The organism is Candidatus Bipolaricaulota bacterium, from assembly GCA_021159055.1.
Lineage (GTDB): Bacteria > Bipolaricaulota > Bipolaricaulia > UBA7950 > UBA9294 > S016-54.
Window position 1 is genome coordinate 1 of the sequence record JAGGSO010000128.1, and the last position, 11,321, is coordinate 11,321.

General features: G+C 61.3%; 8 protein-coding genes. 3 read left to right on the plus strand and 5 right to left on the minus strand.

The features are described 5' to 3' along the window. Nucleotides 1-742, minus strand: a 742-nt coding sequence (locus J7J55_06590; GenBank protein MCD6142367.1) for a hypothetical protein, incomplete at its 3' end; no start/stop codon positions are given. A 335-nt stretch (nt 743-1,077) separates the two neighbouring features. Here J7J55_06590 and J7J55_06595 point away from each other — a divergent pair. From J7J55_06595 to J7J55_06605, 3 genes are read left to right on the plus strand one after another with little or no spacing between them, the layout of a single operon-like run. After that, nucleotides 1,078-3,228, plus strand: a complete 2,151-nt coding sequence (locus J7J55_06595) for an aldehyde:ferredoxin oxidoreductase (protein ID MCD6142368.1) — start codon at nt 1,078-1,080, stop codon at nt 3,226-3,228. Next, a complete protein-coding gene (locus tag J7J55_06600) occupies nt 3,225-3,923 on the plus strand; it encodes an aspartate/glutamate racemase family protein (protein ID MCD6142369.1) in 699 nt (232 codons plus the stop codon). Before J7J55_06595 ends, J7J55_06600 begins: the two co-directional genes overlap by 4 nt. A gap of 24 nt (nt 3,924-3,947) precedes the next feature. After that, on the plus strand, nt 3,948-5,156 hold the full coding sequence (locus J7J55_06605; GenBank protein MCD6142370.1) for an MFS transporter: 1,209 nt from the start codon (nt 3,948-3,950) through the stop codon (nt 5,154-5,156). A 43-nt stretch (nt 5,157-5,199) separates the two neighbouring features. On the opposite strand, the gene J7J55_06610 is transcribed toward J7J55_06605, so the two are convergent. The 4 genes from J7J55_06610 to J7J55_06625 all read right to left on the minus strand — a co-directional run. Beyond that, complete coding sequence (locus tag J7J55_06610) at nt 5,200-6,108, minus strand: asparagine synthetase (GenBank protein ID MCD6142371.1); 909 nt, start codon at nt 6,106-6,108, stop codon at nt 5,200-5,202. A gap of 262 nt (nt 6,109-6,370) precedes the next feature. Next, nucleotides 6,371-7,555 (minus strand): DUF401 family protein, encoded by a 1,185-nt coding sequence (locus J7J55_06615; GenBank protein ID MCD6142372.1) that lies wholly within the window; start codon nt 7,553-7,555, stop codon nt 6,371-6,373. 68 nt (nt 7,556-7,623) lie between these two features. After that, nucleotides 7,624-10,281: a PAS domain S-box protein gene (locus J7J55_06620; protein ID MCD6142373.1), complete on the minus strand. Its 2,658-nt coding sequence runs from the start codon at nt 10,279-10,281 to the stop codon at nt 7,624-7,626. 188 nt (nt 10,282-10,469) lie between these two features. Next, nucleotides 10,470-11,321 (minus strand): HD domain-containing protein (locus J7J55_06625; protein MCD6142374.1); only part of this gene is annotated, 852 nt, incomplete at its 5' end.

Here is an 11,321-nt window from a genome sequence, read left to right on the forward strand (position 1 = left end):
CGTGCTCCTCGTACCAAAATGCTTGGGCTCCCCACAGGCCGGTATCCTCGAACGGAGAGGGGACGCCGTGATGGTAGATCCAGGAACCCGTCGCCAGGTCGTAGCTGAAGTGGCAGGGGGTGGAATAGACCTTCTGCCCATTGGTGTAGAGGCCACCGAACATGTCAATCCTGTCTCCTCGCCGGGCAAAGGCAGCCAGGTACTTGGGCGGGGGCACGTTACCTCGGGTGTTAAGCGGGCGCCATTCCCCCTTCACCAGGTCGTAGGCCAGGGACACCGGCCCCAGGATGACCGCCGTGCAAGGGCTCTCGCAGGACACGGTCGCGTACGCCCCCCAGAAGTCCTCCGGGGCGTCCGGCCTCTGGGTCCAGGCGTTGGACTCCAGATGGTAACCCCACAGGTCCCGGCGGGGCTTCCCGTCGTTTCCCACGCCTCCGGCGATGTACAAGGTCCCCTCGTAATAGAAGGCAACGTGAAATCTCCGCGGCGGTGGAGCGTTCCCCACCCTCACTTGCCGCCACTCTCCGGTGTCTATATCCAAGATCCACAGGTCATTCAGCACTCCGGACTCCCCTACGCCGCCGTACAGGGCAACCTCGTGGTGCGAGACCTGGGTCAGGCTGGCCCCCAGCCGCGCCGGGGGCGAGTTCGTTGTGCGCAATTGCATCCATTTGTCGTTCCAGAAACCAACAATGGTATTCTGCAAGTCCCCACGGTAGTCCTCACCGCCATACACGATCACCCGACCGTCATCCAGGACGACGACGCTGGTGCCGTACTTTGCCCTTGGACTGTCGGGCGCGGGTATCCCGTTCCAGCTCTCGGGATATCCCACAACTGCCAGCGTAACAAGCGCTGCTGCAACTCCGCACACCACCGCGAACCGCCGCACCATCATGATCACCTCCTGCGGTACGGAATCTCTAGGGATGGATCCCCTTTTCCGCCAATGGTGACTTCATGCTAGGACTTATTGTTCTCCTCTGTCAAAGACGGGCGTTTCTCTCATTTGCGAATCGACCGATTCTTCTCTAAACTCATTCCCACTTGGACAACCGCAAATCGAGGAGGAGAGGAATGGAGAAAGATTATCGGGTGATCGCGGAGTGGAAGTACGAGCCAGCACCGGTCGAGCGTGGCTACACCGGGAAGACGCTGTACGTGAACATCGGTGACGGAACGATCGAAGCCCGACCGGTCACCGACGACATGAAGGAGAAGTTCGTCGGCGGGCGCGGCTTCGGGCTGTGGCGGCTGTGGCACGCGGTGAACGACGACACGAAATGGAACGATCCTGAGAACGAGATCGTGATCGGGGCCGGGCCGATCGGGGGGATCACGACGTACCCGGGAGCGGGTAAGTCGCTCGTCGTCAGCCTCTCACCGACAACCGGGGCGGTGATCGACTCCAACGTCGGCGGCTACTTCGGCCCGTACCTGAAGTTCTCCGGCTGGGACTCCCTCGAGATCCAGGGTAAATCCGACAAGGACGTGATCGTGTTCATCGACGGGGACGCCGGCATTGTCCAGATCCTCGAGTCCCCGGAGGAGGACCTGAACACCCACGTCATCTCCGAGCGGCTTCTTCATGCCTTCGCCGATTCGCAGTCCCCGAAGGACCTCCTCGCGGTCTCCACCGTCTCCTCCGGACGAGGAGCGGAGCACACCCGCATCGGCTGCCTCAACTTCAGCTTCTTCGACATGAAGCGGAAAAAAGTGAGGGTGAAGCAGGCCGGCCGCGGCGGGATCGGGACGGTGTTCCGCGACAAGAAACTCGCTGCCCTCGTGGTGAAGAAGCACGGGATCAGCGGAGAGTCGAACCATCCCGCCGATCCCGAGCGGGTGCGCAAGGCCGGCGAGCGGATCAATAAGGAGATCCTCGAGCTCGACTCATCGCAGAACGACATGCGCCACGTCGGGACTTCCCACTTGGTCGAGATCATGAACGAATACGACCTCCTCCCGGTAAAGAACTACAAATTCGGCTCCCACCCCGATGCACACAAGATCGACTCCTCGGTCTGGCGGACCCGGTTCACTCAAGGGATGCCGGATGGCTGCTGGCTCGGGTGCACGATGTCCTGCTCGCACGCGGTCGACGACTTCGAGCTTCGGACCGGGCCGTACAAGGGGATGAAGGTGCTGGTCGACGGGCCGGAGTACGAGACCGCGGCAGGAAGTGCGAACATGGGGATCTTCGATCCCGACTTCGTGCTCGAGATGAACTTCTACTGCGACACCTACGGGATCGACACGATCTCGTTCACCACCGGGACGGCGTTCGTGATGGAGTGCTACGAGGCCGGGATCCTGAACAAGGAGCGGACCGGTGGGCTCGAACTCAATTTCGGAAACGCCGAGGCCGCGCTCGAACTCCTCCACCAGATGGCGCGCGGCGAGGGGTTCGGCGTGATCGCCGGGCAGGGGATCCGGCGGATGAAGGAGCACTTCGTGCGGGAGTTCGGCGCCGATCGGAAGTTCCTCGACGACATCGGGATGGAGTGCAAGGGGATGGAGTACTCCGAGTACGTGACCAAGGAGTCGCTCGCCATGCAGGGCGGCTACGGCCTTGCGCTCAAGGGGCCGCAGCACGACGAGGCGTGGCTGATCTTCATGGACATGGTGAACAACCAGATCCCGACGTTCGAGGACAAGGCCGAGGCCCTCCACTACTTCCCGATGTGGCGCACCTGGTTCGGGCTCGTCGGGATGTGCAAGCTCCCGTGGAACGACATCGAGCCGGCTGACAACCAGAAGCGATTCTCCGGGATCGAAGCGGCGAAGGTGCCGGATCACGTGAAAAACTACTGTGATCTCTTCAGTGGGATCACCGGCGTCGAGGTCACTCCGGACGATCTGATCCTCCAGTCCGAGCGCGCCTACAACTTCCAGCGCGTGTTCAACCTCCGTCTCGGCTACGGGACGCGGGAGCACGATAGGATCCCGTACCGCTCCGCCGGACCGGTCACCGAGGAGGAGTACGAATCGCGCGCCGAGCGCTACGACAAGCAGCTGAAAGAGCAGGTGGGGATCGACCCGACCGGGATGACGACGGCCGAGAAGCTCCAGGCGCTGCGCAAGTTCCGCGAGGAGCAGTATGAGAAGCTGTGCGACGCAGCGTACGCCCGCCGCGGCTGGACCAAGGACGGTGTCCCGACGATCGCGACACTGAAGCGCCTCGGAATCGACTATCCTGAGGTTGTAAAGGTCGTCGAGCCGTATCAGTGAAGCGGATTGGGATCCTCGGCGGGGTCAGCCCGGAGTCGACAGTCAGCTACTACTTGCGCATTACGCGCGAGTACACCCGCCGGTTCGGAGACTACGGTTATCCCGAGATCCTGATCCACAGCGTCTCGTTTCAGCGGTTTGTCGATTGGCAACAAACCGGGAATTGGGATGCAATGGCTCGGGCGATGACCCGGATATTTCACACCCTGCACACCGCTGGAGCGCAGATCGGGCTGATCGCGGCGAATACACTCCACCGCGTATTCGACGAGGTCGAACGGGAATCCCCGCTTCCCTTGATCCATATCGTCGATCCGACTGCGGCCGCAATCAAGGAGGCAGGGCTATCCCGCGTCGGCCTCCTCGGCACCCGCTACACGATGGAGGGGAAGTTCTACCAGGACCGCCTTGCATCGCACGGGATCAAGTCGATCGTCCCGGAGGAAGACGAACGGGCCGAACTCCATCGGATCATCTACGACGAGCTGACCCGCGGGATCTTGAACGACGGGGCAAAGCGATTCTGCCTATCAGTAATAGAAAGACTGATCTCCCGCGGCGCGGAGGGGATCATCCTCGGCTGCACCGAGATCCCGCTTCTGATCAGGCAGGATGACGTTCCCGTCCCCGTCTTCGACACCGCTGCCCTCCACGCCGATGCCGCTCTGCGGGAAGCGATAAACTGGAACAACTAACGATAAGCGTATATACTGATTTTTATGGGGAGATCGGGGTCGATCTGGCGTAACCGAAACTTTATCCTGGTGTGGGGCGGGCAGAGTGTATCGCTCTTCGGAAGCCAACTCACCTATATCGCGTTGCTGTGGTGGGTGTTGGAAAAGACCGGGTCGGCGGCGGTGCTGGCGAACGTTGCCATCGCCACTGCTCTCCCCAGTGTCTTCATCGGCCCGATCGCCGGTGCGGTGATCGACCGGATCGACCGGCGCCGGGTGATGATCGGGATGAACCTGGCAAACGGACTGATCATCGGGACGGCAGCGACCCTTCTCGTCCTCGGGCGTCTGGAGCTGTGGGAGGTCTACCTGTTCTCCCTGTTGCGGGCAACCGCCACCCTCTTTCATCAACCGGCACTGCAGGCATCGATCCCCAATCTGGTGCCGGCCGATCAATTGACGCGTGCCAACTCCCTCTACCAAATCGCGGCAAGCAGCGCCGGGATCGCCGGCCCGGCGATCGGAGGGGTCTTGGTCGGATTCTGCGGGAGCGGCGCGACGATGTGGATCGACGCGGCCACCTTTCTCCTCGCCGGTGTCTCCCTCCTGTTCGCTTCCTTCCCCTCCCCACATTCTGCGCTTCCAGCCGGGATCAGGCCGATGATCGCCGATATCGGCGAAGGCATCCGGTTCATATTCCGGAGACACACCCTGCTCTACATCATCTTCCTGTTCGGGGTGGTCAACTTCTTCCTCGCCCCGATGAACGTGTTGCTTCCGGTCATGGCCAAGGACGTGCTGCACGCTGGCGCCAAGGGGTTCGGGCTCTTGGCGACGGCAATCTCGGTGGGGATGCTGGTAGGGGGGCTACTGACCGCGTCGGTGAAGCGGGTCTCCCGACCCGGGCTCGGGATCATCTGGGGGGTCGTGACCATCGGCGGAGCGCTGTTGCTCTTCAGTCTCTCCCGCCACATGATCCTGTCGATGGGGACGTTGGTCATCGTGGGAGCGGCGGCGGCGCTGACCAACGTCCTCAGCGTCGTCATATTTCAGACCCACGCCCCGAACGAGATGCAGGGACGGGTGTTCGCCGCCGACCAGGCCGTATCGAGCAGTCTGGAACCCATCGCTCTCGCCACTATCGGCGGCCTCCTCACCCTGTTCACTGCTCCGCTTCTCATTCTCGCCGGTGGTGTCGCCGTGGGGATCGCAGGCCTGAGCGGTTATTTTATTCCCGGGATGCGAAAGCTATAGGCAACCGCGGCGCGGAATGATCATCCGCGCCGCGTCCTCCCGATCACAGTGCGTTGATCTCTCCGGGTACCTTGGGAAACAGCCGCGCCTCCTTGATGTGGTCGAGGCCACATATGTACCGCGTGAGTCGCTCGATCCCGATCCCGAACCCGGCCGACGCCGGGAGCCCCTCTTCGGCGAACCTCAAGTACTCGGCGAACCTGTCGGGTGAAATACCGTCCTGCTCCAGTCGGCGGAGAATGCGGGGGAAGGTGTGCTCCCGCTCCCCACCGGATAGGGCCTCCCCGTATCCCTCGGGATAGATGAGGTCCATGTCGAGGAGGATCCCCGGCCGGTCCGGATCCTCGCGGTCGTAGAACTCCCGTACCTCACGGGGGAAGTCAATCAGCCACGCCGGGGCGGAGAGGGACGCCGACAGCGGCTCATCATAGTGCTCCCCGAATCGCTTCACTGCATCTTGATAGGCGATCCGGGCAAACGGCGCTCGTGGGACCTCCAGCTCGCGACCGAGGGATTCGAGCTCCGCCGCGCAATTATCCCGGACGGCCTTCACCACTGCGATGAACAACCCTTCCCCGATCTCCATGATTTCGTCCCGGGTCGCGTCCCGTACCTCGAGGTCGAGCTGGACGAACTCGGCCAGGTAGCGGCGCAGCGGCGCCCGCTCCTCCGGCTCCATCCGCACGTTCGGAGAGAACGCAAAGATGCGGGGGACGGTGCGGAGCGCGATCTGTTTGTGGAGGATCATGCTCTTGGTCAGGGTGTACGGCCGGCCGTAGTAGTCCACCACCCCGTCGTATGTCTCGTGGTGCAGGGGATCGGTCACCGGCGACAGGATCACCGGGAGGATCTCGATAAACCCCTGCTTGCGGAGGTACTCCCCCGCCGCCCGCACGATCTCACTCTTCACCTGCAACACGGTCGCCAATTTTTTATCGACAGCAACAGTCATTATAAACCTCCTTAAATTTTAACTTAATCAATAATAGGCAAAGCTATAGTCAGCATTCAGCTGAAAGAAAATATAGACTAAAGTGGTCGATTAATTATTCGCCCCGCAGGGGGCATTATTGCAGGTGAGGGGGTGGTTATTATTGAGATAGAGCTCCGGAAGGAGGATCGTCGTCGGTCGTTGTAGCTTCTTCATCTCTACCACCCCTTTTTCTCGTGATGCTTCAGCCTAGCACAATCAGGCGGCGGTGTCAAGAAAATTGTCACAACACGAACCACGCCACTGCCAGGTCGGCAAGGAAGGCGATTCCGACCGGGATCGCCATCTGGCGGAGGAATTGAGGCATCGTGGTCTTGAAGTACGCAAGGGACACGGAGACGCACGGGTGGATCGGGGTGATCAGGTACCCGAGATAGATCGCAAAGTAGGTTACTCCAAACACCGGGCCGGAGACCGCAGCATGGGTGGTGAGGTAGATCGGAATGACGACCGAGATCGGGGCCTGGATCCTCCCGGTGATGAGCCCGAGCAGGAACCCGATCGCCACGCAGAGGGCCACCGGGGGAAGTGAAAGCCCGGCGATCTTCTCCGGGGCGCCCGAAGCCGCAAAAACGTTCAGGAAGAAGAACATGGAGAAGATGATCCCGGCGTAGTAATGAGGGCGCATCCTCCGATAGATCGCGGCCAGGTCCTTCCACCCGCTTTTGGCGAACCACACCCCGAGCCCAAGGCTGACCGCCACCCCGACGGCTGTCCCGATCTCCGGGTAGGGAAGGGGAAGCGTCTTCTTCAGGACGAGGTCGATCGCCGGGGCGGCGAGGATGATCCCGAGCGGAACAGCCAGCTCGCGGCCGGAGAACCGCTCGTTGTAACTCGCCCTCCCGTGCGCTTTTCGCAGGAGGAACAGGTATCCGAGCCCAATCACCAAAAAGAACGCAGGAAGGAGGTAGAGGATTGCGGTGTACAAATCCAACCCTGAGATCTTCGCCGAGGCGATGAGCGAAGTACCGAGAGGATAGGCGAGCAGAAACGCGTGTCTGAACCACACGTTCGCTGCCGCCTTCACGTCCGGGGAAACATTTGGAGCGCCCCGTTCGAGAAGCGGGGCGGAGAGAAGCGCCCCGCCGGGCATGGGGAGCATCCCCAGGAGGGCGGGAGCCAATGCGAGGAACGGGCGTACTCCGATCCGCAGGTTCCCCACCAGCTGGTCGATTCCGCCGCTCTCCTCGAGGACCCCACCGATCATCGGGATCAATCCGACGACGAGCGCGAGAAGAAGCACAGAAGGATCACCGAACGTGTGCAGGAGTGCCGTCCCGATCCCGGCCGGAGAAAGGGTGAATGCCCCGAGAATGAGCGCAGAGATCCCCATCCCGAGCGGGAGGCTGTAGCGAGAGAAAACGATGAGCGCAACGAGTGCGAGAGAGACCCCGATCCATACCATCATTGGTCCGGATAGTTTACCCGATCCATCGATCCCGCTCGTAATGCCCCAAAATTTAAGTTACCCATCCTCTATGCAAACGAAAAGCCCTTCTCGAACAGGGATACACAGGCGTCGACCACGTCCGGGTCGTACAGCCTCCCTCGCTTCGCCTTGATCTCATCGCAGGCGGCCTCGATCCCGAGGGCGGGCCTGTAGGGCCGGTGCGAGCTCATCGCCTCGACGACATCGGCGACAGCGATGATCCGCGCCTCGAGAAGGATCTCATCGCCTTTCAGGCCGTTCGGATATCCCGAGCCGTCAAGCCGCTCGTGGTGCTGGAGGACAATCTCGGCGAGCGGCCAAGGGAAGTCGATCTCCTTGAGGATGTCGTAGGCTTGTTGCGGATGGAACTTGATCAGGGCGAACTCCGTATCCGTCAACGCCGCCGGTTTGGCGAGAATCTCGGCGGGCACGGCGAGCTTCCCGATGTCGTGAACAAGGGCAGCGTAGCGGGTCGCCTCGACCTTCTCGGTAGGAAGTCCCATCTCCTCAGCAATCGCGACCGCCAGCTCCGCCACCCGCCGCTGGTGCCCGGCGGTGTAGGGATCCCGCAGCTCGATCGCCGCCCCCAACGCCTCGACGATCCCCTCCAGTGTCCTTTCCAGCTTTTCGTAACTATCCTTTAGGGCCTTCTCCGCTGCCATCCGCTCGGTGATATCGCGGATAATCGCGGTGGAGAACATCTCATCCCCGTCCTTCCAAACAGCGTAGGAGATCTCAGCCGGAAACTCGCTCCCATCCTTCCGTAGCCCGGTTTGGATCATCCGCCCTATTGTGCCCGGGACCTCTCCCGTCTTCCGCAGTTGTTCCATCCGCTCCAAGAAGTTCTTCCGGAAGCGTTCCGGCATGAGCAGGGCGATGGAGCGGCCGACTATCTCCTCGGCGGTGTACCCGAAGATCTCCTGCGCGGCCTTGTTCCAGAAGACGACCTTCCCTTCGCCGTCCCCGATGATGATGGCGTCAGCCGCAGACTCGGCCACGAAGCGGAATTGCTCTTCCGACTCCTGCAGGGATGCTTCGAGCCTCTTACGAACGGTGATGTCGGTGTAATGCTCCACCCGCCCCCCGGCGTAGCGCCCGGAGCGGATCGGCTGGCTCCAGTGGTTGAGCCAGCGCTCCTCCCGTCCCGGGCCGGGCAGCACGTGACACTCGAAGTGCTGGACATAGGTGTTGTCCTCATACGAAGATAGGACCTTCTCGGCAAAGCCGTCCGGATCCTCAAATATGTCCTTGATCCGGGTGCGGATCAGCTCCCGCTTGTCCCTGCCGAGCACCTCCTCCCGCCGCAGGCCGAAGTAGCGCTCCAAGGCACGGTTTATCCAGACGACCTTGAAGTCAGAATCGAGGATGAAGACCCCCACCGAGGAGCTGTCCAGCACGTCCTCGATCAGCGAGCGATACTTCGCCTCGCTCTCCTTTAACTTCTCCTCCGCATGCATCAGATCGGTGATATCGAGGAGCTGGGCGATCGTCCTCACCCGCCCTGTGGAATCACGGATAACGGTGGAGCTGATTCCCACCCGTCTCTTTTCCCCGTCCTTCCGCACCACATTGAACTCGTAGCGGGACGGGACCTTCTCCCCGCGCTGGCGGCGGCGGTAGCGCTCGGTGGCAAGGTCGCGGGATTCTTCATCGAGAAACTCGCGAAAATCGTGGCCAAGGATCTCCTCGCAACCGCGACCGAGGATGCGGCAGAGCTCATCGTTCACATAGATAAAACGATATGCCTCGTCGATAACGAGGATCCCGGCGTGCGAGTTCTCGACGATTGATCGGTAGAGCTCCTCCGACTCGCGCCGCGCCTCATCCGCCTCGATGGCGTGGAGGGCGAACGAGACATCCCGGGCGAGCCCGCGAAGGAGCTCCTGCTCCTCCCTTATCGCGGCGTACTCCCGCGGAACGCTCACCGAGACCACCCCGTAGACCTTTCCTCCGTATTCCAACCGAGCGGTCAATTCCCGCTGCTCAGAGGCCTTCCCCAGAAGCGGACAGTCGTTGCACTCGGATGCCGGATTCCCGATCATCACCACGCCCGACCGTTCGCGCGCACGGCGGACGCACTCCGGTAGTTCCCCGTTTCTTAGCATCTTTTCGAGAGAAGCAGCCTCGTCGTCCAAACCGGCATGGAAGAACGCGGTCAAGCCTCCGTTCCCATCGAGGAGCGCGATCCAGGCGCTGTGGTAGCCCCGGGTCTCGATGAGCAGTTCACAGGTTCCCTGCAGCAGGCGGGCGCGGTCCTTCTCCTGGGTGATAAGCTGGTTGACGGCGCGGATGGCGCGGAGCGTTTGATTCAAGTGCGCAAGCTGATCCCGTATCCGTATCTCATCGGTGATCTCGGTGGCAAACCCGGAGATCCCGATGATCCTCCCGGATTTATCCCGCAGCGGGACCTTGGTGGATACGAACACCCGCTCCTTCCCGCCGATGGTCAATCGGTCCGCACTGCTCAGCGGCCTTTCCGTCTCAACGACCGTCGCATCCCCGGCCCGCAGCCGGGCTGCCTCTTCCTTCGGGAAGAGTTCCTCATCCCTCTTTCCGATGATCTCTTTCAGCGGGAGGTTGACCAGACGGGAGAACGCAGGGTTGGCCAGGACGTAGCGGCCATCCAGGTCCTTGGCGAATATGATCCCTTCCGCGGCCTCGAGCACGGCTTGCAATAGATCCCCGGATCCCCTCAACTCCGCCATCTCCCGTAAGCGTTCCGCCTCATCCGAGGATCGATCGTTCGTTGCTTCGTGCACTGCCATGTTCTCTCCTCGTTGACTTGCTGTGCCGCGGCCGAGCGTTTACTTACATAGCATTTTAACATATTTAGGGCATGAATTCAAGAAGCAGCGTCCTTATCAGGATTTTCTTTAAGCTAGCAATTGATGTTTCAGCTTGCCATACGAAGGAGCGGGGAGTCGCCTTCCCCCTTAAACCGCTCCTTGATGGCGAGGATCTCATCCGTTACAGCAAAGAAGGCATCGACCACCGCCGGATCGAAGTGAGTTCCCCGTCCTTCCCGGATGATCGAAAACGACTTTTCAAGCGGGAACGGCTCCTTGTACGGCCGCTTTGAAGTGAGGGCGTCGAACACATCGGCGATCGCGGTGATCCGCCCGGCGATCGGGATGTCCTCGCCGGTTAACCCGTTGGGATAGCCGCTCCCATCCCATTTCTCGTGGTGGGTGAGGGCGATCACCTCGGCCAGCTTGATGAATCCGGCCTCGGAACCGGACAGGATCTTTCCTCCGATCAGGGTGTGCTGTTTCATCACCTTCCATTCATCCGGATCGAGCTTTCCCGGCTTGAGCAGGATGCGGTCGGGGATCCCGATCTTGCCGACGTCATGCATTGGAGCAGCATAGAGGATCGATTCCGCTTCGTCTTCGGGAAGGCCGAGCTCGCGGGCGACGGTGGCGGCGTAGTGACTCATCCGCATGATGTGGGTTCCGGTATCCTCGTCCTTGTATTCAGCGGCGCGGGCGAGACGATAGATCGTCTCCAGTGAGGATTCCTTGACCTTCTCGAACGCCTGCTGCAGTTCCTCGGTCCTCTTGGCGACCTCGGCCTCCAGTTCCTGTTGGTAGTTGCGCATGTGGTCGTTGTACGCCTTCACCTTGAGGAGCGACTGCACCCGCGCACGAAGCACCGTCTTGTCCACCGGCTTGGTGAGGAAGTCGTCCGCCCCCGCTTCAAGGGCTTTGACACGATCCTCGACGTCGTGCAGCGCCGTCACCATGAC

What these genes read in the sequence shown, in the direction of transcription:
- J7J55_06605 (MCD6142370.1), top strand. Translation starts at nt 3,948, where the DNA reads ATGGGGAGATCGGGGTCGATCTGGCGTAACCGAAACTTTATCCTGGTG.
- J7J55_06620 (MCD6142373.1), bottom strand. Translation starts at nt 10,281, where the DNA reads ATGGCGGAGTTGAGGGGATCCGGGGATCTATTGCAAGCCGTGCTCGAG.
- J7J55_06610 (MCD6142371.1), bottom strand. Translation starts at nt 6,108, where the DNA reads ATGACTGTTGCTGTCGATAAAAAATTGGCGACCGTGTTGCAGGTGAAG.
- J7J55_06595 (MCD6142368.1), top strand. Translation starts at nt 1,078, where the DNA reads ATGGAGAAAGATTATCGGGTGATCGCGGAGTGGAAGTACGAGCCAGCA.
- J7J55_06615 (MCD6142372.1), bottom strand. Translation starts at nt 7,555, where the DNA reads ATGATGGTATGGATCGGGGTCTCTCTCGCACTCGTTGCGCTCATCGTT.